This is a genomic window from Snodgrassella alvi (assembly GCF_002777425.1).
In the GTDB taxonomy this organism is placed as follows: domain Bacteria; phylum Pseudomonadota; class Gammaproteobacteria; order Burkholderiales; family Neisseriaceae; genus Snodgrassella; species Snodgrassella alvi_B.
Map to the genome: position 1 here is coordinate 21,018 of NZ_MDVC01000099.1, position 26,378 is coordinate 47,395.

The following is a 26,378-nucleotide window of genomic DNA, read 5'->3' on the forward strand; positions in this document are numbered from 1 at the left end:
AATCAGAATATGAATAATACACTGATAAATATTGCTGAGCAGATTGATAGAAACGCCCAAAGCACCCAAAAAGGGAAAAAGGGAAACAAAGCCCAATTGATTTATGCTTTTAATGGCACCGGTAAAACACGTTTATCGCAAGCGTTTAAAGAGTTTATTGTATCGCAGGATAAAGCGGATAAAGAAAACAGTGGCGCCTTAACACGGCATAAGATTCTTTACTATAACGCATTTACTGAGGATTTATTTGTCTGGGATATCGATAAATATCAGCAAGGCGAGCATCAGCTAAGCATACAACCCAATTCATTTACGGATTGGATTCTGAAAGAGCAAGGGCAGGAGCAAAATATTGCTCGTTACTTCCAATCATATACTCAGCAAAACCTGACGCCGCATTTTAATGAGGATTTTTCCGCTATTACTTTCTCGCTCGCAACGGGTAATGATCAGCGTATTGCCAATATTAAAATCTCCAAAGGGGAAGAAAATAACTTAATTTGGAGTATTTTTTTCACCTTGATTAGTTTGGTGATTGCCGAGCGCAATATTGCGGAAAAAAGCGAGCGTTCTACTAATGAATTTGACCAATTACGCTATATTTTTATTGATGATCCGGTTAGCTCATTAGATGAGAATCATCTGATTCAATTGGCGGTGGATATCGCAAAGTTAATTAAATCGAATGACTCCGAAATTAAATTTATTATCACTACCCATAATCCACTGTTTTATAATGTACTTTATAATGAATTGAAGTTGCCAAACGGTTATATTCTAAGACGATTAGCAGATGGCTATTTTGAACTAGAAGAAAAAAAAGGCGATTCAAACCACAGTTTTTCCTATCATCTGTATTTAAAACAGTTGCTGCAACAAGCGATTAAGGAAAATAAAATTGAAAAATATCATTTTACCCTATTACGTAACCTGTATGAAAAAACCGCCTGTTTTTTAGGCTATCAGCGTTGGTCAGACTTGTTGCCTGACGATAGAGACGTATACTTAACCCGCATAATCAATTTTACCAGTCATTCAACCCTATCCAATGAAATGGTGCCCGAGCCTTCCGAACCTGAAAAAAAGATAGTTGCCTTTTTACTGAATCATTTAGTTAAAAATTACAATTTTTACGAGAAGGAGGAGGAATAGACGATGGTCAATTACACAACCCCGATTGCCGAAACTGATCACTATATTATTTTAGATAACTACACCAAGCTTGAAGAGCCAGCGGCAGCGTATCAAACGGAAAATGAATTAGAAAACGAATTGATTCAGGATTTATGCCATCAAGGATATGAATATCTGCCTGAGCTGAATAATCAGCAGAAATTGTTGGCCAATATTCGGGTGCAGTTGCAAACGCTCAATAATATGCAGTTTAGCGATGAGGAATGGCAGCGCTTTGTATTAGAGTATCTGGATAAACCGAATGAATCGATGATCGATAAAAGCCGTAAAATTCACCATAATCACATCTACGATTTTGTGTTTGATGATGGGCATATTCAGAATATTTATCTGCTTGATAAAAAAAATCTCAGCAACAATAAATTACAGGTGATTCGCCAATTTCAGCAAACTGGCAGTTATGCTAATCGCTACGATGTTACTATCTTAGTTAATGGCCTGCCTTTAGTACAGGTGGAGCTTAAAAAACGTGGCCTTGCCATTCGTGAAGCGTTTGGCCAAGTTCATCGCTATAGTAAAGAGAGTTTTAATCAGGACAATTCCCTGTTTAAATATCTACAGTTATTTGTGATTTCAAACGGTACCGATACCCGGTATTTTGCCAATACCACCAAACGGGATAAGACCAGCTTTGATTTCACCATAAACTGGGCGAATGTTGAAAACGAACCAATTAAAGACTTAAAAGATTTTACCGCCACCTTTTTTGCCAGCCGTGTGCTGTTAAGTGTTTTAATCACTTACTCCGTTCTGGATATCAATGATACTTTATTGATTATGCGCCCTTACCAGATTGCCGCAACCGAGCGGATTTTATGGCAGATTATCAGTGCTTATCAGGCCAAAAACTGGAGTAGCTTACATAGTGGTGGCTTTATCTGGCACACCACCGGATCAGGAAAAACCCTGACCAGCTTTAAAGCAGCGCGTCTGGCCACCGAACTGGAATTTATTGATAAAGTGTTTTTTGTGGTGGATCGTAAGGATCTGGATTATCAAACCATGAAAGAATATCAGAAATTCTCAAAAGACAGTGTCAATGGTTCCGATAGTACTGCCGGACTGGAGCGCAATATTGAAAAACAGGATAATAAAATTATTGTCACCACCATTCAAAAACTCAATAATCTGATAAAAGCTAAGGATGATTTAGCAATCTATAATAAACAGGTCGTATTTATTTTTGATGAAGCACATCGCTCACAATTTGGTGAAGCACAAAAAAATATTAAGAAAAAGTTTAAGAAATATTATCAATTTGGTTTCACCGGCACGCCAATTAAGAAAGAAAATGCATTTGGCGAACAAACTACTGCCAAGGTGTTCGGGCGAGAACTACATAGCTATTTAATTACCGACGCTATTCGCGATGAGAAGGTACTTAAATTTAAAGTTGACTATAATGATGTACGCCCGCATTTTAAAGCGATTGAATGTGAGCAAAATCTGGACAAACTCAGTGCCGCCGAAAATAAGCAAGCATTACTGCATCCCAAACGGATTGAACAGATCAGCCAATATATTCTGAACAAATTTAACCAAAAAACGCATCGTTCAAATGGCAGCGGCAAAGGCTTTAATGCTATGTTTGCCGTGAGCAGTGTGGACGCGGCAAAGCTGTATTATGAGTCGTTAAAAAAGCTGCAACAATCATCCAGTAAACCATTGAAAATTGCTACGATCTTTTCCTTTGCTGCTAATGAGCAACAAGACCCCGCTGGTGCTATTGCTGATGAAAGCTTTGAAACCAATGCGTTAAATCAAAGTGCCAAAGAGTTTTTAGCCTCTGCGATTGATGATTACAATCAAATGTTTAAATCTAACTATGATGTTAGCAGCGGACAATTTCAGAATTATTACCGTGATTTATCTTTGCGCGTAAAAAAACAGGAAATTGATTTATTAATCGTCGTGGGTATGTTTCTAACCGGCTTTGATGCGCCAACCCTTAATACGCTATTTGTCGATAAAAACTTACGTTTTCATGGCTTAATCCAAGCTTTTTCACGCACCAATCGCATCTACGATAACACCAAAACCTGCGGTAATATTGTGGCATTTCGTGATTTAGAACCGGCCACCATTGACGCCATCAAACTATTTGGCCAGAAAAACACTCAGGATGTGGTATTAGAAAAAAGTTATGAGGAATATATGCAGGGCTACACCGATGAGATTTCCGGTGAAATCCATAGCGGATATTTAGCTCTTGTGGCTGAGCTACAGCAACGTTTTCCCCATCCGGATCAGATTACTACTGAAAAAGATAAAAAAGCGTTTGTTAAATTATTTGGCCAGTATTTACGTGCCGATAATGCATTACAGAATTATGATGAACATATCGCTTTAAAGGCATTGCAACAGCTGGATACAACAGATAAACAGGCGGTTGAACAGTTTAAAGCGCAGTATTATGTTTCAGATGAAGCTTTTGAACGGATGCAAAAGATTAAGATACCAACAGAAAGAGCGATCCAGAATTACCGTTCAACTTACCATGATATTCGTGACTGGCTGTATAGACAACAAGCCGCTGAAAAACAGGAGCAGCTAACCATTGATTGGGATGATGTGGTTTTTGAGGTGGATTTATTAAAATCGCAAGAAATCAATTTGGATTATATTCTGGAATTAATTTTTGAGCAGAACAAGCAAGATAAGAATAAACAAGTCATTGTTGAAGATGCACAGCGCTTAATCCGCTCCAGTTTAGGCTATCGTGCCAAGGAGGAATTGGTTATTGAATTTATTCAACATACCGATTTAAATGCTATTGCTGATAAAGCCGGTATGATTGATGCTTTTTATCAGTATGCCCAACAGCAGCAACAAGCCGAGATTAAGGCATTAATTGGTGATGAAAATTTAAATGAAGCTGCTGCTAAGCGTTATATTGCATCCTCATTAAGGCGTGAATTTGCTACTGACAACGGCACGGAGCTGAACGAAATCCTGCCCAAAATGAGCCCGCTTAATCCGCAATATTTACCCAAAAAACAAAAGGTGTTCAAAAAGATTGCTGATTTAGTTGAGAAGTTTAAGGGCATAGGTGGCGAAATTTAATTGTGAACTATCAGGAAGAGGAAATGGGAATAAACGTTTCCTCTTCCTGATAAAAACTGATTAATTCAGGCGTGCTTAATATGCTTGTATGCAATCGGCAATGAAATGGTCAATATGCCATTCTCAGTATAAAACGCACGTAGAAAATTACGTTGTCTGTGTCAATGTTTGATATTCGATTGAATTGATATTGTTTGCTGCTTGATGAGTATACGGTGTTATCAATCATCAGCCATGTTTGGCTTATTTTTCTTGCCAGTGCCTGATTATGAAAAAGATATCAATTCAGTAGTTTTGTTGGATACAGACAATTATGCAATATACCCGTTTGAATATGCTGTGAGATTGAATATAGTCTGTGCTTATACCATGTGATTTTGTTTAGTTAGTAAATGTTCTTCCAGTCAATTCTGGTTCATTATTCACCTGTCTGTTTACTGGTAGCCAGCATATTTATCTAGCTTGTTCTGATAACAAAGTTATTCTACTTACGGGGCATCTGACTGAAATGCCAATGCCTGATATTTTACGATGATACTTATTTATTATATTTAATGATTTAAAGTGCCATAGATTTTGATAACTATCATGCATAAAATCGATTGTTGGATAGCACTTTATTTAATAAGTGCCGATAATTTTTTTATAATCGCTTTATGAAAATAGGTATGAGTATTTTGTTATAAGAATTGGCGTTATTTTTTTTGAGTAGTAATAGCTGTGCAGTCGATTAATCTGTGCCGGTGCAGCAAGCTGTTTGTTGAAAAAGTCGCCAAGCAGAACTATCTATCTTTATCTTAAAGTAAGATTCAGTATAAAAAATTTAAATCAAATAAATTTAATTATTAACTAAATTTAATCGCCCATACAATGATTGCAAGCAATGCCAGTATAATTACAGTGCTTTTCTCAAGATGGCTTCTGGCAAATTTGAAACGAACTATCTGCATAATAACTAATATTAAAGTTAAAATAGTCATTCCAATTGCCGTATTTGCAGAGCTATCTTCTGGCAATTGAACTATTGTACTATCCATTTCCTGCATCCACTCATATTGATTATTAGAAGTACACAATAATATTAAAAGTCCTATAATATAAATGATAGGGTATATAACCATATTAATTTTTTTCATGTTAGTACCCGCACAAATCTTGGCCAGAATTTAACAATAAAATCACCACATGATGTAATTTTATTTATTGTCTCAATGGATAAACTTATACTTCGATTATAGCGAGCTCCCATAATGAACAAAAAAGGATGGCTGTGCCATCCTTTTGGGTGGGATAAGGGAGTTTAAATATCTACCTGCGCATTTAAAGCATTGTTTTCGATAAATGCACGCCGTGGTTCAACTTCATCACCCATCAGGGTAACAAAGACATCATCCGCGGCCATCGCGTCTTCGATTCTGACTTTCAGCAGCCGGCGTACGGCGGGATCCATGGTGGTTTCCCATAGCTGTTCCGGATTCATCTCGCCCAGCCCTTTATAACGCTGAATACTTAGTCCTTTCTGGGCGTTAGTCATCAATAAGTCCAGCGCCTGAGCAAAGCCGGTAACTTTGTTGCTATTGTCACCTTTAACCACTTCAATTGGTGTATCAATGATGCCGCTTAAGGTGGCGGCCGTCTGGCGTATATTCTGGTAGGCGCGGCTTTCAGCAAATTTTTGCTCCAGATAGCTGACCATTCGATTACCATGCAATTGACGGGTGATTTTAATCATTTGCACTTCGTCATCGGCACCGATGCGTTCCAGTTTGAGATTGTCATCATTAACAAGGGTGGTTAATGTTTGCACTGCTTTTTCAGCACTGGCTACGGTACTTAAATCCAGATTTTCATTCCAGGAGAGCAGGGCGTTCAATACCGCACTGTCAATGATGCGACTTTCACGCATAATTATGCTTTGTGTCAGAATATATTGTTTGGCAATTTCAGCCAAAGCATTACCTTCAAGGGTGCTGTCGCCAATAATTAGCTGTATTTTGTCCAGTGCCAGTGTGAGCAGGAATTGGTCTTTTTCAAACTCGTCTTTCAGGTAGCGTTCCTGTTTGCCGTGTTTGGCTTTATAAAGCGGTGGCTGGGCTATATAAACATAACCACGTTCTACCAGCTCAGGCATTTGCCGGTAAAAGAAAGTCAGCAGTAGGGTACGAATGTGTGCACCGTCTACGTCGGCATCGGTCATGATGATGATGCGATGGTAACGCAGTTTTTCAGGGTTGAATTCTTCCTTGCCGATGCCCGCACCCAGCGCGGTGATTAAGGTAGCCACTTCCTGACTAGCCAGCATTTTTTCAAAGCGGGCTTTTTCTACATTCAGGATTTTACCTTTCAGCGGTAAAATGGCCTGAAATTTACGGTCACGCCCCTGCTTGGCGGAACCACCGGCCGAATCACCTTCGACCAGATATAGTTCTGATAAAGCTGGGTCTTTTTCCTGACAGTCTGCTAGTTTGCCCGGCAGTCCCAAGCCATCCATTACCCCTTTGCGCCGGGTAATTTCACGTGCTTTACGTGCCGCTTCACGTGCACGTGCTGCATCGACGATTTTACCGGTGATGATTTTAGCGTCTATTGGATTTTCTTCCAGAAATTCGGACAGGGCTTTGCCTAATACTTCGTTAACCACCGGGCCGATTTCGCCGGAAACCAATTTGTCTTTGGTTTGGGATGAAAATTTTGGATCGGGCAGTTTAACGGATAATACGCAGGTTAGTCCTTCGCGCATATCATCGCCATTGGTGTCTACTTTGGCTTTTTTGGCTACTTCGTTAGCTTCAATGTAGTTGTTGATGGTACGGGTCATCACCTGACGCAAAGCGGTCAGATGGGAGCCACCATCACGTTGGGGAATATTGTTGGTGAAGCACTGTACATTTTCCTGATAGCTGTCGTTCCATTGCATGGCACATTCAACGCTCATGCCATCTTTTTCACCAGAGGCGTAGAAAACTTTTTCATGCAAGGCTGTTTTGTTGCGGCTCATGTATTGTACGAAGCCGGCAATACCGCCGCTAAAAGCAAAATTCTCATGCTTGCCATCGCGTTTATCGAAAAGTTCGATGCTGACACCATTGTTCAGAAATGACAGTTCGCGGATGCGTTTGGCCAGAATATCGAAGTGGTAATCGATATTGCCGAAAGTTTCGGTGCTGGCTAAAAACTGTACTCGTGTACCTTGTTTGTCGGTGTCGCCTACTACAACGAGCGGTGCTACGACATCGCCACGGCAGAATTCAACATAGTGTTCTTTATTATTGCGGTAGATAGTCAGGCGCAGCCAGTCAGACAGGGCATTGACTACAGAAACGCCTACACCATGCAAACCACCGGAAATTTTGTAACTGTTGTTATCAAATTTACCGCCAGCGTGCAGTATGGTCATAATCACTTCGGCAGCGGAACGATGCTCTTCCGGATGCATATCGGTAGGAATACCGCGGCCATTGTCTTCGATGGTGATGGAGTTATCGGCATTCACAGCTACGGTGATGTGATCACAATAACCACCCAGTGCTTCGTCAATGGCATTATCCAGAACCTCAAATACCATGTGATGCAGGCCGGTGCCATCTTGAGTGTCGCCAATATACATGCCGGGACGTTTGCGCACGGCATCTAAACCTTTTAGTACTTTGATGCTGTCGGCACCGTAATCTTCAGAACTGTGATCGGTCATAAGAATTCTTTACTAAATCTGGGGCAGTGGTCATGCCGTTAAAAAATGCGCCTGTAGCCTTGATATGATGATAAGCATACTTCCGGTTTGCCAGTATTAACAGGCCTGTTTCAGGGCAATTGACCAAAAGAATATTATAACAGAAAACCAGCTTTTTTTCAGCCGGTTGTTATATTTAACATGATGTTTTGGCTGATTTTTATTTATGGATAATAATGCTGAATGTAAATAATAAACGGCCGTAAACCAGATTAGGCTGCTATGAAAACAGCAGGCTGGTTTGCGGCCGTCGCTAAGTGATTGTATGAATAACGCTTAAATACGCATTGGCATCACAATATATTTAAAATTGGGGTTGTTGGGGATAGTAAACAGGGTGGAGCGGTTTGCATCGCCAAAAGCTAGCTGCAAGTCTTCCGCATGTACATTGCGCAATACATCCATCAGATAGTTGATGTTAAAACCTACTTCCAGTGTATCGCCCTGATAGGCAATTTCCAGTTCTTCGCGTGCTTCTTCCTGTTCATTGTTGTTACAGGTAACACTGAGCAGGCCGGGCTGGATTTGCAGGCGGGCACCGCGGAATTTTTCATTGGCCAGAATGGCTGCCCGTTCCAGTGCGCCCAGCAGCTCGGTACGATTGGCTAGGAAGATTTTATCGTTATCTAATGGAATAACACGGTTGTAGTCCGGGAATTTACCATCTACCACTTTGGAAACGATAATGGTGTCATTGCAGCGGAAACGCACCTGATTATTCAAAAGTTCAATGGTTATCGGCTGTTCGGGGAAGGTGAGCAGCTTAAACAGCTCCAGTACGGTTTTACGGGGCAGAATCACTTCGGCTTTAGGCAAATCTGCTTCGATATTGCAGGCAGCATAGGCCAGACGGTGCCCGTCGGTGGCTACCAGACGCAGCTGATTGCCTTCGGTTTGCATCAGCAGGCCGTTAAGGTAATAACGGATATCCTGAATAGCCATGCTGTACTGTACCTGTGACAGCATTTCGCGGAACATTTCCTGTGGCAGGGTAAAGGTGGCATCGACATTTTCGCCAACGCTCATCAGTGGAAAGTCTTCTGCTGGCAGGGTTTGCAGATTAAAACGGCTTTTACCGGCTTTCAGCACCAGACGGTTGTTATTCCAGTCTAGTGACACCATGGCACCAGCAGGCAGGGCGCGCAGGATGTCTTGCAGTTTTTTGGCATTGGTGGTGATGCGAAAATCTTCTGCTTCACTTTTTGGCCCTACGGTATCAATCTGAATTTCCAGATCGGTGGCCAGAATTTTGATTTGCCCCTGATGGTTTTCCAGCAATACATTAGACAGTATCGGTAAGGTGTGGCGACGCTCAACAATACCGGTTACGGCTTGCAGCGGTTTGAGCAAACTGTCGCGTTCTGCTTGTAAAATCAGCATATTCTGTTCCTTGGTTTAATCTCGCAAAATCATCATTAAGGTTTCATACGCTTTGGTTGTTTCGGCATCATCTTTACGGAGTTTGGAGATGCTTTTTACCGCATGCATGACCGTTGTGTGGTCGCGGCCACCAAATCCGCTACCAATAGCGGGTAAACTAAGTGGAGTAAGTTCTTTTGCTAATGTCATGGCCATCTGGCGCGGACGAGCCAGAGTGCGGGTACGTTTTTTGCCCACCATGTCACTAATGGTGATGCCATAAAACTTGGCTACTGTGTTCTGGATGTGTTCCAGAGTCATGGGTTTGTGATTGACTGCCAGAATATCCTGTAATGCTTCTGTGGCCAAGCCCACATCAATCGGACGGCTGGCAAAACGGCTTTGTGCGACTACGCGCTTGAATGCCCCTTCCAGCTCGCGCACATTGCTGCGGATATGCTTGGCAATAAAAAACGCGGCTTCGTCTTCCAGTTTTACCTGTGCCAGCTCGGCTTTTTTCTGCAAAATAGCGACACGCATTTCCAGTTCTGGCGGTTCGAGCTCCAGACTCAGCCCCCAGGAAAAACGTGATTTCAGGCGGTCATCCATGCCATCAATATGGGTAGGCAGGGTATCACAGGTAAGGATAACCTGTTTTTTTTCGTCAATTAAATGATTATAGACGTAAAAAAACTCTTCCATGGTACGGTCTTTGCCGGCAATAAACTGCACATCATCCATGATAAGCAAGTCTACCTGCTGATATTGCTGGCGCATGGCATCAAATGATTTGGCATGGAATGCATTCATAATGCCGCGGATAAATTCGTCAGCATGAATATAACGTATTTTTACTTTGGCATCAGTAGCAAAAAGCTGGTTGCCAATTGCCTGTACCAGATGGGTTTTACCCAGACCAGTACTGCCATAGACGAAAAACGGATTGTACATGCTGTTGCCGGGATTTTCTGCGATAGACAGGGCGGCGGCATGAGCCAGACGGTTACCTTTACCCTGTACCAGAGCAGCGAAAGTATGCTCAGGATTCAGATTGGTTTCGGTATAGCGGGATTTTTTACTATTTTCATGTGCTGAATCAGATGCGGTTGCTGGTGCAGCTGCTTCGTGTTTTTCTGCTTTGGCCGGTTTGGTATTGCTGCTTTCGCCATTGTCAGCAGGGCTACTATCGCTTTTAGACTGGCTGTGACGCAGTCGTTTGGCGATGATGTCCTGAGCAGATTCAGTCCGTTTTGGTGTGGCACGTGTTTTGGATGCCACCTCGGGAGTTGCTGCGTCTGTTTCTGGTTTGGCTGCTGGCGGATTCTCAGTTACCGCTGTAGCCGGTGGTGTAACCGCGGCAGGAGCCGGGCTGGCTGCGACGTTTAGCGGTACTGCCTGTGTGGCCGCCTGCAAGGATTGTCCTTGGCCGATTTTCAGAATTAATGGTGTGTTGCCATCCGGCAGGATAGCCTGTTTGGCGCTTTCGACAGATGGCCAGAAACGTTCGCGGATATGATTAAATGTAAAGGTATTACGCGCAAAAATTACCCAATTGCCATTTTCCTCGCCTACGGTTAACGGAGCAATCCACATCTGGTATTGCTGGGAGGGCAGGCTCTGTTTTAATTGCAATAGGCACTGTGGCCAAAATTCTGTCAGGGTCATGCGTGAAGCTTAAATTTGTCTGTCAATCGGGACGGGCTAAAGGCTGGAAGTAAAAAGTGCCTATTATGCTAATTATACGCAATAAACAGATTTCTGACCATGATTTGCACTTTATGTTAAAGCAGTTGCCATAAAGCTTTGCTGTAGATTATATTGATTGACAAAGTGCTGTTCTTGTTGTGTAATGCCACGTTTTATTTAAAGTTAATTCGGGAATAAATTATGAAACGTACTTATCAACCATCCGTTACCCGTCGCAAACGCACTCATGGCTTTCTGGTTCGCAGCAAAACCCGTGGCGGACGTGCTGTACTGGCTGCCCGTCGTGCCAAGGGTCGTAAACGTTTGGCTGTGTAAGAACAAGAATGGATTATCATTTTGGCAAAAAATATCGCCTATTAAAAACGGATGATTTTTCATCCGTTTTTGCGTTACGTTGCCAAAAAAGCCGTGCCTGGATTCAGGTATTTCAGGCACGCAATGCTTTAGGTTTCCCGCGTCTGGGGCTGATAGTTGCCAAAAAAGTGGCCAGACGTGCCAACCGGCGCAATTACATGAAACGGGTGTTACGGGAATGGTTTCGCCTGCACCGGCATGAATTGCCGCCGGTAGATATAATCATTCGCATACGCCAGCCTTTCCAGCACAAGGACTATGCTGGCGTTGTCAGAACTTTACAGCAGTTGCTTGTGGCAACTGACGGGTGTAAAACAACGTCGCAATGAAATATTTATTGCTGGGTCTGATTCGGTTTTACCAGTATGCCATTAGCCCGCTGCTGCCACCACGTTGCCGATATAGCCCGACCTGTTCGCAATATGCAGTGCTGGCGCTGCAAAAATACGGGGTATTTAGGGGTAGCTGGCTGGCGCTAAAGCGCATTTGCCGCTGTCATCCATGGGGTGGTTGCGGTCATGACCCACTTCCTTAGCGAACACACACGGAATACACTATGGATTTCAAACGATTACTGATATTTTTTGTGCTGACTATGGCAATTTTGCTGGGTTGGGAAAAGTTATACCCACAACCCGAAAATCAGCCTGCAACACAACAAACATCATCCACCAGCAATGCTACTTCTACCGATGTGGCTGCTGAAGGTGCATTGAGTAAAACGGATCCGGTAACGGTTACCACCGATACCGTCAAAGCGATTATTGATGAAAAAAGCGGTGATTTACGCCAGCTCACACTCAATCAATACAAAGCTACCAGTGATGCCAGCAAGCCTTTTGTGTTGCTGGATAACGGTGCTAATGGCCATCAGTATATTGCCCAGTCGGTGTTATTAAACCGTCAGGGTGACTATCAGTTTAAAAACCTGACATTTACTGCTGCACAAAAACAGTACACGCTTAATGGTGACAAACTGGATGTGCGTTTGACTGCTGCGGAACAAAATGGCGTGCAGGTTAGCAAAATTTACACCTTCACCAAAGGTAGCTATCTGATTGGGCTGCGTTATGAAATTGCCAATCACAATGCCCAGCCACTGCAAATGGATGTGGCCTATCGTGTGTTGCGTGATGACAAGGAACCGGAAGGTAGCGGTTATTTTGACCATACCTATACTGGCCCGGTGTTGTATACCCCGAATGGCAAATTTGAAAAAGTAGCCTTTAAGGATTTGGACAGTGATTACGCTTCTGGCCGCGATCGGGCAGATTATCAGCGTAAGACTAACACTGGCTGGATCGGCATGACCCAGCATTACTTTATGACCACATGGATTCTGCAACCTAAAGAGGGTAGCAGTGTTTGTGACAGCAGTGACTGTCGGATTGATATCCGCAAACGCAGTGATGGCCTGTATTCGGCTGGTGTGCGCGTGCCGTTAAAAGATATTGGTGCCAATGCTACCGGCAGCTTTGGTATTTCTCTGTATGCTGGTCCGCAGATTTATTCAGTGATTACCAAAGTTGCTGACCATCTACAGATGATTAAAGACTACGGTAAAGTATCGCTGTTCTCTTCGCCTTTGTTCTGGCTGCTGAACTGGTGGCATGGTTTGGTGCATAACTGGGGCTGGGCGATTATTCTACTGACACTCACCGTAAAAGCGATTCTGTTTCCGCTTACCCATGCATCGTATAAATCGATGGCCAAGATGCGTGCTGTGGCGCCACGCCTACAGGCATTGAAAGACCAGTATGGTAACGATCGCATGCGCATGCAGCAGGAAATGATGTCGCTGTACAAAAAGGAAAAAATCAATCCGGTAGGCGGTTGTTTGCCAATGCTGTTGCAGATTCCGGTGTTTATTGGTTTGTATTGGGCGCTGTTTGCTTCGGTAGAATTGCGCGGTGCACCATGGATTGGCTGGATTACCGATCTGGGACGTCAAGACCCTTATTTCATCCTGCCTGTGCTGATGGCGCTAACCATGTATCTGCAAACATTCATGAATCCGCCGCCAACAGACCCGGTTCAGGCAAAAATGATGAAAATCATGCCGGTAGCGTTTTCAGTGATGTTCTTCTTCTTCCCTGCTGGTTTGGTACTGTACTGGTTGACGAATAATATTCTGACTCTGGCACAGCAATGGTTTGTCAACAAACGCATTGAACGGCAGGCGAAGCTGCATCGTTCACTGGATGCATAAATTAGCTGATAGCAAAAAGCACTTCATTTTGAAGTGCTTTTTTTGTAGATAAGCCTGATTAGTGCTTTGTAGATTATTGACTCACACCAGCATACAGATTTGGATATCATTATGGTTTGCTAGTCGTAGGCAATGACACATAACACACCTAGTCCCATGCAAACAGTGATGATTACCAGAGAAGCTTTACAAAAATTGGAGCGGTTAGGATTATCATTTTCACCAAAAGCCCATATTAGCATCATAATTAGATTGATTATAGGAATACACAGGATAATCAGGCTGATTAGCCAGTCGACTGTTGACATAACCGGAGCTGTTTGTGCTGAAGACTCTCTATCGTATTTGTATGAGTTTGTAGCCATATTATTAACCTTGATTATATTTTTGAAGTTTCATGAAATTATAATATAAATGCAGGTATTTATATTATAAATAACAAAAACGGACGGTTTAATTGAAGATGCTCTGGTAATTAATAATGCCGGCTTCTGCGCTAGCTGAAACAGGAATGGTTTGGAATATTAATATGTGGCCATTTGATTGTACTGGGCGGATTCAGATTTTTATATTGCATCCGTTAAGATAGCTGGCAAATTTTGAAACTCGGCCAGTTCTCGGCCAGTTTATGAGGAGAAGTGTCTGCCTAATCAGGTCTTATTGGTAACTTTAGATTTAAAATAAAAAAGCACTTCAGTTAAAAGTGCTTTTTTATATACCTTGTATTTTTGATGTCTTAAAACTGATTCAGTTATTAATATTAGGTACGCTAAATCATATATAACAAATCATAATTTCTGATTTGTTATCAAGAATATGAATTAATTAGTAGGTATAGAGCTGGCCAGAATACTTCCAAATACTGCCATGAGTGCAAACCATAAGATTATTCCAATTACCATTAGTATTAAATAGGCTTTGCAGAAGTTGGCGCGATTAGGATTGCTATTGCCACCAAAAGCCCATACTAGCATCATAATTAGATTGACAAGAGGGATGCAGAAAATAAACAGCGTGATTAACCAGTCGCCTATAGACATGACTGAGCTAGTGTTACCAGAAGAGGTGCTAATATTAGAGTTTGTTTGGTTTGACATATTTAATTAATTTTATGGTTAATAAATGTAATTTATTTTACCATAGTTGTAAATATAAATAAATATGCCATGAAAAAATTTGGTTTGTTGATGTATAGGCCTGATTGATTAAATTGCACTGTAATCAATCAGGCCTGATTCAGCAATTACTGTACGTAGGTTGTAGTTTGCTGTGTAGTCATGGTTTGCGCCTGCGGTGCCGGATTTACCCGGATTTCCACACGCCGATTTTTCGCACGGCCTTCAACTGTGGCATTGCTGGCAATCGGACTGGCCGAACCATAACCAGTCGCACTGATACGGTTATAAGCCACTCCACGTGAAGTCAGGAAACTGGAAACTGCCTGAGCACGGCGTTGTGACAGAGGAATGTTGATGCTGTCATTACCTGTGCTGTCTGTATAACCAGCGATGCTGATAGTGGTGTCCACATATTTAGCCAATACTTCGGCTACAGATGACAGGGAAGAAGTAGCGGAGCCGCTTAATTCTGAGCTATTGGTAGCAAAAGTTACATTTTCAGGCATAATCAGTTTAATCTGATCACCATCGCGCTGAACATCAACATTGGTATTGGCCAATTTCTGGCGTAACAGTTTTTCCTGATAATCCATATAGGCACCAATACCGGCACCAACAGCGCCACAACCCAGCGCTGCGTTACGTGCACCGCGGCTGTTATGCGTAATCGCGCCTACAATGCCGCACACGGCAGCACCGCTTAAGCCATATACGGCAGTTTTGCTGGCATGTGACTGGCCAGTAGTTGGATCAGTAACGCAGCCAGTTAAGGCCAGAGTGGTGGCGGCTGCCAGTGCAGCCAATGGTTTCATGATAGTCATACTTACTCCTTCTCTTTAAAACTTGTTTTGGTTCCCACGATTAATGTTTTATGTCATCTGTAGCAGAAAAGCAAGTGAGACACCCGGCTTAGTGGGTTATACACATAAACAGAAAAAGCAGTACTATCTGTATGCAAAAGGTATTTTTTTGCTTTAAAACTGCTTTAGACGACAACTTATACTGCGCTATATTACAATTCAGACTACTGTAATCGTGCTTTTAGACTCTCTGGCTCTTGAAAACAGCCAGTTTAACCTTATACAAATAAATTACCCGGGTACAGTGCTACCATTCAGTTAATTTGGAAACAGACATGCTCAGCTTGTATAACACCTTAACCAGAACCAAACAGGAATTTACACCGATTAATCCGCAACAGGTGCGCATGTATGTGTGTGGTATGACGGTTTATGATTATTGTCATCTTGGCCATGCACGGGTAATGATTGTATTTGATGTGGTAGCACGCTGGTTGCGTGAACTGGGTTATCAGCTAGATTATGTACGCAATATCACGGATATAGACGATAAAATCATTGCTCGTGCCAATGAGCGGGGCATCAGTATTACCGAGCTTACAGATTTCTATATTCAGGCCATGCGTGAAGATGCGGCGGCTTTGGGCGTACTTGCGCCAGACCATGAACCACGCGCCACCCAGTATATTGCGCAAATGATAGCCATGATTGAAGACATCATTGCAAATGGCAAAGCATATGTGGCTGATAACGGCGATGTTTTTTATGCAGTGCGTGAATATCCGCCCTATGGCCAGTTGAGTGGAAAAAGTCTGGATGATCTGCGTGCCGGAGAGCGGGTTGATGTTGACGGGCATAAGCGTGATCCGCTGGATTTTGTGTTGTGGAAAGCCGCCAAGCCGCATGAACCTGCGTGGGACAGTCCATGGGGACGCGGTCGCCCGGGATGGCATATCGAATGTTCTGCCATGAGCAAGGCTCTTTTGGGCAAAAACTTTGATATACATGGTGGTGGTGCCGATTTGCAGTTTCCGCACCATGAAAATGAAATTGCCCAGAGTTGTGGTGCCGAAAAACAGGGTTGTTGTGATGAGCAGAATCACTTTGCCAGCCATGTTAAATATTGGTTACATAATGGTTTTATTCGTGTGGATAATGAAAAAATGTCCAAATCTCTTGGAAACTTCTTCACTATCCGCGAAGTGTTGCAAAAATACGATGCTGAAGTCGTGCGTTTTTTCATTTTGCGTGCACATTACCGCAGCCCGTTAAATTATTCTGATGCTCATCTGGATGATGCCAAAGGTGCGTTAACTCGTCTGTATACTGCCCTGAAAAATACGCCGGCAGCAGACATAACCGTGCATGCGCAATTAAATGACTATACGCGTCGCTTCTATGCAGCCATGAATGATGACTTCGCTACTGTGGAAGCAGTAGCTGTTCTGTTTGAACTGGCTAATGAAATCAACAAAACTCATGATGCTGAACTGGCCGGGTGTCTGAAAGGGTTGGCCGGTTTGCTGGGTTTATTGCAACGTGAGCCTGAGGCTTTTTTACAGGGTGAGGTAGGTGAAAAAGCGCAGGGGTTGGATAACGCAGCAATTGAGGCACTGATTGCTGCACGGCAACAGGCACGTGCAGAGCGCAACTGGGCAGAATCAGACCGGATTCGCGATGAGCTTACTGCGGCCGGTATTGTGCTGGAAGATGGTGCCAGTGGTACTACTTGGCGCCGTGCCTGAATTGTTCTGTATAAACGGCTGCTTTAGTCAGATGTATAGGTCTTGACAGCAGTGTTACACTGAAAAAAGCAGGATGTAATCAATCGGGCAGCTTCTGCTGTTTTGTGTTTGTCAGCCGGCTTGATGTTGTAGCTGCTATGTGCTGATTCACTTGAAAATCTTACCCATGCGAGTATAATTATCCGATTGCAAACATCCGTTTCAAGAGGTACAGGCACAACCCCTGTACCCGCCAACCGAGGACGATACTATGAATAACAGCATTCAACCAAACTACCACGACGTAACCGTGACCTGCTCTTGCGGCAATACTTTTGTAACCAAATCCGCAATGGAAAAAGATACTTTCAATATTGAAGTATGCTCTGCATGTCATCCGTTCTATACCGGTAAACAGAAAATTGTTGACTCTACCGGTCGTGTGGACAAATTCAACCAAAAATACGGCAATATGTTCAAACGTTAATCATAGTTTGCAACATCTTGCACCTGAAAAGACTGCCCTGAGGGCAGTCTTTTTTATTGGGTAATCTGATATTTGTAATCTGTGCTAATGAACTGTATCTGCCTGTGCATCTATTAATCAGCAAAAATAGTTTTCTGTGTGATTAATGCATCATCCTATTGATAGCAATTAACGTTGGTTTAGAGTCTGATTAAATAATAACCATAACCAGCTTACCAGTATAAATGGCATAGTCAGTACCGGTATGGCAAATGGCTTGAACAGCGTGGTCAAGGCTGCCTGAGTAAATACAGTTAGTATAATTCCAAACACAATATAAAGACTGGTTTTAACATCCTGATTACTGCTGAAAGTGGCCAGCGTAATAGCAGTTAGAATAGCATTAAAAGAGTAGAGTCCCTGAGAAATGATAGCTATCTGACCGCCGTACAACAACGCAATACCAATTGCTAGTACAGAACCGGCCAGCACGATACTGCACCATAAATATAGCGAATTTTCGCAGAAAGTAGTTAAGGCAATACCAATCAACAGGCATTAAAACCATAAATTCCCTGCTGCCATGCTTTGCGGTTAAGCCGATACAGATACGCCGCTGCATTGGCAGAGATAACAGCCAGCAAACAGGCTAGGCCAATTTGTGGCTTGCCCGCATTATAGCCACCAAATATTACGCCTACCAGAAAAATCAGCCCGGAAAGAGGATTATTCTGCAACATAACCTGCCCGTAGCTGCGCAGAATTACATCAATAAACAGGCAAAGCCGGTTGGTATTGGTTAACTCATGCCAGTGCTGGCGTACAAATTGCATTTTCATCCGCATTTCTCCTTTTTTATTTTTTCACTTTGGCTGGTCAGACAAGTTGCCTTCAATAGCCATGACGATAAAGGTTTAAAATAATTATAAAAGAGAATGTGCGCTATTTGGAACTAAGTGAGCTGGTTATATAGTTTCCCCAGCCTTACTGCATATCTCACATAGGAAATCACGCTCCTCGGTACAATATTTCATACTTACGTGATGTTATCTTATTCAATAATGCATGAGATTTTCGCTTAATAAATATTTATCTGGTAAATTGTGGCCGTTGTCTAACCTTGTTTTTAACGGATAGCCATGATATTCAGCACAGTTTGGGCAGATAACGGGTAGTTCTACCCGCCGGTAAACTAACCACAATATCAATGCCTAACACCTCACGATTAAAGCCATCTATTACGTTGAATGTTGTGAATCTGTATTGATGTCGACTACTGTCACACATAAAATCCATTAACTAACACTTACCTTGCTTATTGACTGCCGATAACCAGTCCCGACTTTGTGGTGGTATGTATTTTCAAGCTTTACCTTTAAGATTAAGTTATAACTCACAGTACAATCTGGCTATCCTATAAAATAGATATAAATTGGTGTTCAGGCATTTTTTATATTTAAATTCCCTTTGGGTTACTAGAAAGTATTTTCTACTTTGAGCAGTACTATTTTAAGGAATACGTAGCCTGCCAGTGCGTAAATAGTTATCCAGAGTAACTTGATTACCAATATATGACTAAAAATTATTCCTGCCAGCGTGCTGTTGCATAAAAATACGCCAGCAAAGCCAAGAACCTTATCAGCTGCAAAATACAGCAGGTTAAATATCATTGTAGTGATCAGGCTAGCAGTTTTCTTCAAACTTAATTTCAGATCAAAATACCAATTAGAATTTAAAATAGTTAAAAAAAATTCATTGGTATTATATAAGTTTAAATTAAATCTGATAGGTTTAGAAAATTATACAAGTATTAATTAAAAGAAATATTATGAAAAAACTTGTTATTTTATTTAATCAATGATAATAATAATATTTTTATAATTTACTAAAACGGAATAAACATGAAAGTTTTAAAGACAATAGTACTGATGTCAATGAGTCTGGTTCTCTTTGGCTGTGACAATTCGAAATCAGCAGATGCAAATAAAGCCAGTAGTGATATAGCACAATCAACTGAAAAATCAGAGCTTGGTAAAATTCAGGATGCGTATATTAATGATGCTAAGCGGTATCTTCCTAAAAAAGTTGATTCAAATTCCAACCTGGTTGATATCTATAAAGAGAATGATACGATTAATTATAAATATGTTATGGATATAAATAAAGATGAGCTAGATTTGCCCGGGACTAAAAAAATTACTACTAGTAACCTGAAACAAGTTTATTGTGGCACCAATCCTGAGCTTGTCAAATTCAGAGAGTCATTCGCAAATGGTGTTAACCATTATTATTATATAAAAGATAAAGAAATATTTAGTGTGCATCTTTCACTTTCTGATTGTGAAACAAAATAAACTGAAATAATTGGCTTGATAGTGTAATCAGATAGCAAATACGACAGCAGGGCACTAAGCCCTGTTTTCATGCATTAATACTATTCAATGCCTTATCTTGTGTTTTAGATATTAAAAATAGAAATACAGTTACTGATAATAGGTATGCAGTGGGAACTAAAAAGTGTGAATCATTATACTTTTAACCATTAATATAGTGCCTTTTCACACAAAGGGGTTAAGACAGTATCGAGCAGGCAGGAATCAAAATTGTTAATGCTAAGCTTTGCGGTTAGGCTGATACAGATACGCCGCCACATTGGCAGAGGTAACGGCCAGTAAACAGGCCAAACCAGTCTGCGGCTAGCCGGCACTATGGCCGCCAAGCAATACGCCTACCAAAAAAATCAGCCCGGAAAGAGAATTAGTCTGCAACATAAGCTGCCCGTAGCTGCGCAGAATAACATCAATACACTGGCAAAGATGATTGGTATTGGTTAACTTATGCCAGTGCTGGCGTACCGATGGCATTTTCATGTGGATTTCTCTTTATTAATTTTCACCTTAACCGGATACCAAAGTTGCCATCAACAATATGGATACAATAATAGAATATGTATCCAAAATACAAACTGTGTTTGTTCTGGCAGCAGCGTAATCATGGGCATACCACCGGTATCCATAGCATAACCAGACTTTTTGTATCGGCACAACTAATGACAATAGGGGGATTATCTATGCTATTGTTCGATTATTGGCCTGTAAAATGCCATTCACAGGACTGTTGTATCTGGAATTAGTCTTGTCACCGGATTTTGTATGATAAAAATATTTAGCAGGAAGAATGCATGCAACCACAACTGAATTCAGTAGGTAACCCCTTATTTTACGGCGTATTTATCGCCATTGTGATTGTTATGATTGCGATTGATATGTTCACGCTGAAAAAAGAGGGTGTACATCGCGTCAGTACAAAAGAAGCCCTGCTGTGGACAACTGTATGGATTGCTGTTTCTCTGGGATTTGCTGCCTGGCTGTATTTTGAACTGGCACATAATCCTGCACTTGGTTCGGAAGTAGCTGCGGATTCCGTGATGGATTTTCTCACGGGCTATGTGCTGGAAAAATCGCTATCAGTCGACAATATTTTTGTATTTGTATTGATATTCAGTTATTTCAAGGTACCGGCTGAATATCAGCATCGGGTTTTACTTTTTGGGGTGCTGGGGGCGATTGTTCTGCGCGCCATTATGGTGGCTTTAGGTGCGGTGCTGGTTAGCCGTTTTGAGTGGGTGCTGTATCTGTTTGGCGTATTTCTGCTTTATAGTGGTATTAAGCTGATGCTGCCGGAAAAGGCTGAGGATAAAGGCTTGGCTGATAATCCACTGGTGCAGTGGCTACACCGGCATATGCGCGTAAGTGAGCAGTTGAATCGGGAGAAGTTTTTTACCGTTGAAAACGGCCAGCGCATGGCCACTCCCTTGCTGCTTACTTTGGTTGTGATTGAATTAAGCGATGTGGTGTTTGCCGTTGACAGCATTCCGGCTGTATTTGCGGTAACCACCGATCCGTTTATTGTTTTTACTTCCAATATTCTTGCGGTACTGGGATTGCGCGCGATGTACTTTTTGCTGGCCAATGTGGTAGAAAAATTTATCTATCTTAAATACGGGCTGGCGGTGGTATTAACCTTTATCGGCGGCAAAATGCTGGTTGCCAAGTGGTGGCATATTCCTTCTTTTGCTTCACTGGCAGTAGTGTTCAGTGCCTTACTGATTGCCATACTTGCTTCATGGTGGAAAACCAGACAGCAGCCGGATACTCATTAAAACAATACACTACACTTATCCAAACAGCCCGGTATGCCATTGCTTTGTCTTTCAGGGATAAAGCAATGGCATACCGGGCTGATATGCGGGACTGGTTTGAATACCTTCAAGCTAATTTGTTAATAATGTCACTTATTCGTGCCACATAAATTTTAACCGTTTCAATATCGCCGCTCGGAATTTCATCCACACTGGCGTCGGCTGGTGTCTGTATCAGAGCACCAACAGAACCGCCAAGTGTATTGACATCATTACGTTGTGCATTTTTGGTGTTTGCCGGCAACAGCCCCAGACTGACCCAGATACCACCATGCTGTGCCGCCAGAGTTTGCATCCAGATTAGGGTTACCTGCTTATCGCCGTTAAAACTGGCGCTATTGGTAAATCCGCCAAATACTTTATCCTGCCAGGCGCGCTGTGCCCATAATGCCGAGGTGGCATCGGCAAATTTCTTGAATTGCCACGGTACATTGCCCATATAAGTAGGAGCTGCAAAAATAATCCCTTTGGCAGTATGCAGCTGTTGCCACTGATCATTATCCAGATCACCATTAGCATCAATTTCCACCAGTATTGCACCGGTATCTGCTGCCGCTGCTTCAGCAATTTTACGGGTATGGCCGTAACCGGAAAAAAACACAATTGCCAGTTTACTCATTTGTATATCCCTTATGTATGATTGATTAAGTACTAAAACAGCTTAAGCCGGCAAGTGCTGCTACGGCAAGAGCGTTTCAGGAAACAAAAATATCCATTGTTGCCCAGCAGGAAACCACGAGCATCTCAACGCAGAAATCTTCACAAGAGTGAAAACAGCCTGCTTTATGCATTAAAAAGCTCAGCCTGACAGTTATATTTTATTGCTTTATGGTATGCTTGATAACACGGTAAATAATTGTTAAACTGAATTAAATACAAAATCATCCCTAAATATTGGTATTCAGGTATGATGAATAATATGGCCGTCTGCCTTTATCGGCTTACAGATAATCAGCAGCAGCGGTAGCATACACATCAGGCAAAAAAAACATTTCCGGATAGTAATACATAACAGATTTTCTCAGAATCTGCCCGTAAATAGTCAGCCGACAGGGCAGTATCTGTGGTGTAACCCTTACTCATGAAAGGTAATAATATGGCGTACGCTAGTACCAATCCCTATACCGAGCAACAGGTAATGGCATTTCCTGATACCACCGATGTTGAACTGGAAGCAGCATTAAGTCGTGCTGATGCCGCTTTCCAACAGTGGAAAACTACCACATTTGCCCAGCGTGCATGTATTCTGCAAACCGCTGCCGACATTCTACGTGCCAATATTGACGAATATGCCCGCCTACTGACACTGGAAATGGGTAAGCTGTTTAGTGAAGCCAAGGCAGAAACCGAGCTGTCTGCGCAGATTTTCGAATATTATGCAGTTAATGCTGAGCGTCAGCTACAGCCGGAAGTTTTGCCGGTTACTTCCAATAAAGGTAATCGTGCCCGCATCGAATTTGCTCCGCAGGGCATTATCTTGGCGGTAGAGCCGTGGAATTTCCCGTATTACCAGATAGCCCGTATTGCCGCGCCACAACTGGCTGCCGGTAATGTTGTTGTGCTGAAACATGCTTCTAATGTTCCCCAGTGTGCCGCTAAAATGGCTGCCATGCTGTCACAGGCCGGATTGATGGATGGTGCCTTTCAGAACCTCTTTCCAACCCATGCCCAATTGGCCAAAATCATTGCCGACCCGCGCGTACGCGGCGTGGCCTTAACCGGTTCGGAAGGCGCTGGTGCGATTGTGGCTGCACAGGCAGGCGCGGCATTGAAAAAATGCACGCTGGAACTGGGTGGCGCTGATGCCTTTATCGTACTCAATGATGCCGATATCGAAAAAGCCGCTAAATGGGCAGTGTTTGGCCGTCACTGGAATGCCGGACAGGTATGTGTGAGTGCCAAGCGTATTATCGTGGAAGATGGCGTATATGATCGTTTCCTGAAACTGTATCGTGAGGGTATCCAGCAATTGCGCATGGGTGACCCGATGGATGCTGCCACGACATTAGCGCCATTGTCTTCCCGCTCCGCCGTTACAGGCCTGCAACAGCAGCTAGACGAGGCAGTTAAACTGGGTGCGCATGCCGAAGAAATTGCGCTGGACATGCCTGCGCAAGGCTGTTTTTTCCGGCCGGTTATCCTGACTAATATTCAGCAGGATAATCCAGCACGACACTGGGAATTCTTTGGCCCGGTTTCTTCCGTGTATCGTGCCAAAGACGCTGCCCACGCCATTGAAATTGCCAACGATACCCCTTATGGCCTTGGCGGTTCCATCTTTACCGCAGACGAAGAACGCGGTGCACAACTGGCACAGCAGATTGATACCGGCATGGTATTTATCAATCACCCCACCATGGTGAAAGCCGATTTACCCTTTGGTGGCGTAAAACGTTCCGGCTTCGGACGTGAATTGCTGGATTTGGGCTTAAAAGAATTTGTTAATGCCAAACTGGTAAGCATTGCCGACATCGACGCTGAATTCTAAGCAGCGCACAATAATATAACAGGGTGGCCAAATGGCCACCCTGTTATTTGTATCTTATCCTCAGACAAATTTCCCCTCTTGCTCTAATGCCATAGCAACGATAAACAGCCTGTTGCCATCAATACCGCCAAGTGTTCACTAAGCTGGCGTTACCGAATGCTGCCCGAATTTGCAGCACAGGATTATCAGTTTGTAGCAAATAAATCTAATCAACATGAGCTAATGTCCATACGCTCAGAAAAAACAGCGCAACAATACCAGAATCAGGCATAATTTCTGTATCGGCAGCGCAGATGCTGCAAAAGAGCGTAAGAAGTACATAAAAATATGGTGGTTGTTACAGAATTAGGTACAATCGCCGCTTTTACCATTGCAGAGGTTTAACCATGTCTGAATCAACCCCAATCTGCCCACAATGCGCCAGCGAACAAAATTACTTTGATGGCACCTTTACTGTCTGCCTTGAATGTGGACATGAATGGGATGCTGCCAGTACTACCAGCACACAGGAACTGGATGTTAAAGACAGTAACGGCAATCCGCTGGCCAATGGTGATGATGTTATCCTGATTAAAGACCTCAAACTCAAAGGCAGCAGCACCGTGCTGAAAAAAGGCGCCAAAGCCAAAGGTATCCGTCTGGTTGAAGGCGACCACGAAATTGATTGCAAAGTAGATGGCATGAAAATCATGCTTAAAGCGTGTTTTGTGAAAAAAGCCTGAGTAACAGCTTAGAGAAATAATGGCCAGTCTGTCTGCCTGATAATACTTGCAGATGGGCTGGCCAGTTTTTTTCTGGTTGTGGATAAGTACAGTTATCCACAATTTGGTTGGTTACGGTTTATTTATCCGCAGGGAGCAAACTCGGGTCAACTACTGTATAAACACAGTTATCCAGTGCAGCAGTGCTGATTCTTTGCATAATCATATTTGCCAGCTCCGCGCGGTGAATATAACCTGTAGTAGTCTTTATTTAATCTGACATTTAGAGTATTTTAAACCAATAATGGAGTGTCAGTAATGAATCAATCTGCAAAAATAATTAAACCAAAATTAGGTCTTTTAGAACTCGCTAAACAGTTAGGTAATGTTCAGCAAGCCTGTAAAGTCTTGGGATATAGTCGCGACAGCTATTATCGCTTCAAAAAACTCTATGAACAGGGCGGAGAATTAGCTCTTCAGGAAATAAGTCGCAAAAAACCTATAGAGAAAAATCGCGTAGAGCCTCATATTGAGCAGGCTGTCGTTAATATGGCTTATGAATTTCCTGCTTATGGGCAACATCGGGTAGCTAATCAGCTACGTCTGCAAGGAATAATGGTCTCTGGCAGCGGCGTACGTTCAATCTGGTTACGCCACGATTTAGAAAGCTTCAAAAAAGGCTGATCGCTCTGGAAACAAAAGTAGCTCAGGAAGGGCTTGTGTTAACAGAAAGCCAGCTACAGGCTTTAGAGAAAGCGAAAGCAGCGCGAGAGGCACAAGGTGAAATTGAGACCCAGCATCCTGGTTACTTATGCGCACAAGATACATATTATGTTGGTCATATTAAAGGGATTGGGAAAATATACCAACAAACGTTTATTGATACCTATTCAAGACTGGCGTTTGCTAAAGTATATACGGAGAAAAACAGTTTAGTTGCTGCGGATATGCTCAATGATAAAGTGATACCATTTTTTGATAATGAGCAGGTAGCGCTTTTACGAATTCTGACGGATAGAGGAAGTGAGTATAACGGTCATAAAGAGCGTCATGCATACGAACTGTATCTGAATTTGGAGGATATAGAGCATACGAAAACAAAAGCTTACAGTCCGCAAACGAATGGTATATGTGAGCGGTTCCATAAGACGATGAAGACCGAGTGTTATGATATTATGTTTAGACGTAAAATATATACAGAACTGAAAGAGATACAACAAGATATTGAGCTTTAGCTAGAGTTTTACAATCGGGAAAGAGCACA

Annotated in this window: 22 protein-coding genes and 1 pseudogene; 13 read left to right on the forward strand and 10 right to left on the reverse strand. The window is 42.5% G+C overall.

What is annotated here, in order from left to right:
• Window positions 1-9: 9 nt before the first annotated feature.
• Both BGI33_RS09485 and BGI33_RS09490 read left to right on the forward strand, forming a co-directional pair.
• A complete protein-coding gene (locus BGI33_RS09485; protein WP_100090951.1) occupies window positions 10-1,152 on the forward strand; it encodes an AAA family ATPase in 1,143 nt (380 codons plus the stop codon).
• Window positions 1,153-1,155: 3 nt separating this feature from the next.
• Window positions 1,156-4,257 carry a type I restriction endonuclease subunit R gene (locus tag BGI33_RS09490; protein WP_100090952.1) on the forward strand — a complete coding sequence of 1,034 codons (3,102 nt, stop codon included), beginning with the start codon at window positions 1,156-1,158 and terminating at the stop codon, window positions 4,255-4,257.
• An 845-nt stretch (window positions 4,258-5,102) separates the two neighbouring features.
• On the opposite strand, the gene BGI33_RS09495 is transcribed toward BGI33_RS09490, so the two are convergent.
• From BGI33_RS09495 to dnaA, 4 genes are all read right to left on the reverse strand, one after another.
• A complete protein-coding gene (locus BGI33_RS09495) occupies window positions 5,103-5,393 on the reverse strand; it encodes a hypothetical protein (protein WP_100090953.1) in 291 nt (96 codons plus the stop codon).
• 164 nt (window positions 5,394-5,557) lie between these two features.
• On the reverse strand, window positions 5,558-7,948 hold the full coding sequence (gene gyrB / locus BGI33_RS09505) for a DNA topoisomerase (ATP-hydrolyzing) subunit B (RefSeq protein ID WP_100090954.1): 2,391 nt from the start codon (window positions 7,946-7,948) through the stop codon (window positions 5,558-5,560).
• Between the two features lie 315 nt (window positions 7,949-8,263).
• On the reverse strand, window positions 8,264-9,367 hold the full coding sequence (dnaN, locus tag BGI33_RS09510) for a DNA polymerase III subunit beta (protein WP_100090955.1): 1,104 nt from the start codon (window positions 9,365-9,367) through the stop codon (window positions 8,264-8,266).
• 15 nt (window positions 9,368-9,382) lie between these two features.
• Complete coding sequence (gene dnaA, locus BGI33_RS09515; protein ID WP_100090956.1) at window positions 9,383-11,011, reverse strand: chromosomal replication initiator protein DnaA; 1,629 nt, start codon at window positions 11,009-11,011, stop codon at window positions 9,383-9,385.
• Between the two features lie 222 nt (window positions 11,012-11,233).
• On the opposite strand from dnaA, the gene rpmH reads away from it, so the two are divergent.
• Genes rpmH through yidC form a run of 4 tightly spaced genes read left to right on the forward strand, consistent with a single transcriptional unit; the run spans window position 11,234 to window position 13,616 of the window.
• The gene (gene rpmH / locus BGI33_RS09520) at window positions 11,234-11,368 is read left to right on the forward strand and encodes a 50S ribosomal protein L34 (RefSeq protein WP_004283944.1); all 135 of its coding nucleotides are present in this window, start codon (window positions 11,234-11,236) and stop codon (window positions 11,366-11,368) included.
• An 8-nt stretch (window positions 11,369-11,376) separates the two neighbouring features.
• Window positions 11,377-11,736 carry a ribonuclease P protein component gene (rnpA, locus tag BGI33_RS09525; protein ID WP_100090957.1) on the forward strand — a complete coding sequence of 120 codons (360 nt, stop codon included), beginning with the start codon at window positions 11,377-11,379 and terminating at the stop codon, window positions 11,734-11,736.
• Window positions 11,733-11,942, forward strand: coding sequence for a membrane protein insertion efficiency factor YidD (gene yidD / locus BGI33_RS09530; RefSeq protein ID WP_100090958.1), 210 nt, complete (start codon window positions 11,733-11,735; stop codon window positions 11,940-11,942). The genes rnpA and yidD overlap by 4 nt, the downstream gene beginning before the upstream one ends.
• 21 nt (window positions 11,943-11,963) lie before the next feature.
• Window positions 11,964-13,616, forward strand: a complete 1,653-nt coding sequence (gene yidC / locus BGI33_RS09535; protein WP_100090959.1) for a membrane protein insertase YidC — start codon at window positions 11,964-11,966, stop codon at window positions 13,614-13,616.
• Between the two features lie 119 nt (window positions 13,617-13,735).
• Here the strand turns inward: yidC and BGI33_RS09540 are convergent, their stop codons facing one another.
• Together BGI33_RS09540 and BGI33_RS09550 are read right to left on the reverse strand one after the other, a co-directional pair.
• Window positions 13,736-13,981 (reverse strand): hypothetical protein, encoded by a 246-nt coding sequence (locus tag BGI33_RS09540; protein WP_100090960.1) that lies wholly within the window; start codon window positions 13,979-13,981, stop codon window positions 13,736-13,738.
• Window positions 13,982-14,859: 878 nt separating this feature from the next.
• Complete coding sequence (locus BGI33_RS09550; protein WP_100090962.1) at window positions 14,860-15,555, reverse strand: OmpA family protein; 696 nt, start codon at window positions 15,553-15,555, stop codon at window positions 14,860-14,862.
• A gap of 314 nt (window positions 15,556-15,869) precedes the next feature.
• Here BGI33_RS09550 and cysS point away from each other — a divergent pair, with 314 nt between their 5' ends.
• On the forward strand, window positions 15,870-17,279 hold the full coding sequence (cysS, locus tag BGI33_RS09555) for a cysteine--tRNA ligase (RefSeq protein ID WP_100090963.1): 1,410 nt from the start codon (window positions 15,870-15,872) through the stop codon (window positions 17,277-17,279).
• A gap of 250 nt (window positions 17,280-17,529) precedes the next feature.
• Complete coding sequence (rpmE, locus tag BGI33_RS09560; RefSeq protein WP_100090964.1) at window positions 17,530-17,745, forward strand: 50S ribosomal protein L31; 216 nt, start codon at window positions 17,530-17,532, stop codon at window positions 17,743-17,745.
• Window positions 17,746-17,913: 168 nt separating this feature from the next.
• Here rpmE and BGI33_RS09565 read toward each other — a convergent pair whose 3' ends face one another.
• Both BGI33_RS09565 and BGI33_RS09570 read right to left on the reverse strand, forming a co-directional pair.
• Complete coding sequence (locus BGI33_RS09565; RefSeq protein WP_180297011.1) at window positions 17,914-18,276, reverse strand: urea transporter; 363 nt, start codon at window positions 18,274-18,276, stop codon at window positions 17,914-17,916.
• Window positions 18,273-18,563, reverse strand: coding sequence for an urea transporter (locus tag BGI33_RS09570; protein WP_180297012.1), 291 nt, complete (start codon window positions 18,561-18,563; stop codon window positions 18,273-18,275). Before BGI33_RS09570 ends, BGI33_RS09565 begins: the two co-directional genes overlap by 4 nt.
• A 1,062-nt stretch (window positions 18,564-19,625) precedes the next feature.
• Between BGI33_RS09570 and BGI33_RS09580 the strand changes: the two genes are divergently transcribed.
• Window positions 19,626-20,078: a hypothetical protein gene (locus BGI33_RS09580; RefSeq protein ID WP_100090968.1), complete on the forward strand. Its 453-nt coding sequence runs from the start codon at window positions 19,626-19,628 to the stop codon at window positions 20,076-20,078.
• A 342-nt stretch (window positions 20,079-20,420) separates the two neighbouring features.
• On the opposite strand, the gene BGI33_RS12950 is transcribed toward BGI33_RS09580, so the two are convergent.
• Window positions 20,421-20,594, reverse strand: a complete 174-nt coding sequence (locus BGI33_RS12950; RefSeq protein WP_144235420.1) for an urea transporter — start codon at window positions 20,592-20,594, stop codon at window positions 20,421-20,423.
• A 311-nt stretch (window positions 20,595-20,905) separates the two neighbouring features.
• Here BGI33_RS12950 and BGI33_RS09585 point away from each other — a divergent pair, with 311 nt between their 5' ends.
• Window positions 20,906-21,886, forward strand: a complete 981-nt coding sequence (locus tag BGI33_RS09585; RefSeq protein WP_100090969.1) for a TerC family protein — start codon at window positions 20,906-20,908, stop codon at window positions 21,884-21,886.
• Between the two features lie 106 nt (window positions 21,887-21,992).
• On the opposite strand, the gene BGI33_RS09590 is transcribed toward BGI33_RS09585, so the two are convergent.
• Window positions 21,993-22,544 carry a flavodoxin family protein gene (locus BGI33_RS09590; protein WP_100090970.1) on the reverse strand — a complete coding sequence of 184 codons (552 nt, stop codon included), beginning with the start codon at window positions 22,542-22,544 and terminating at the stop codon, window positions 21,993-21,995.
• A gap of 477 nt (window positions 22,545-23,021) precedes the next feature.
• Here BGI33_RS09590 and BGI33_RS09595 point away from each other — a divergent pair, with 477 nt between their 5' ends.
• The 3 genes and pseudogenes from BGI33_RS09595 to BGI33_RS09605 form a co-directional block, all read left to right on the forward strand.
• Window positions 23,022-24,413, forward strand: a complete 1,392-nt coding sequence (locus BGI33_RS09595; protein ID WP_100090973.1) for an NAD-dependent succinate-semialdehyde dehydrogenase — start codon at window positions 23,022-23,024, stop codon at window positions 24,411-24,413.
• Between the two features lie 386 nt (window positions 24,414-24,799).
• Window positions 24,800-25,135: a zinc ribbon domain-containing protein YjdM gene (locus tag BGI33_RS09600; protein ID WP_100090971.1), complete on the forward strand. Its 336-nt coding sequence runs from the start codon at window positions 24,800-24,802 to the stop codon at window positions 25,133-25,135.
• A 297-nt stretch (window positions 25,136-25,432) separates the two neighbouring features.
• Window positions 25,433-26,346, forward strand: a pseudogene (locus tag BGI33_RS09605) (IS481 family transposase); the annotation flags it as partial.
• Window positions 26,347-26,378: the final 32 nt, after the last annotated feature.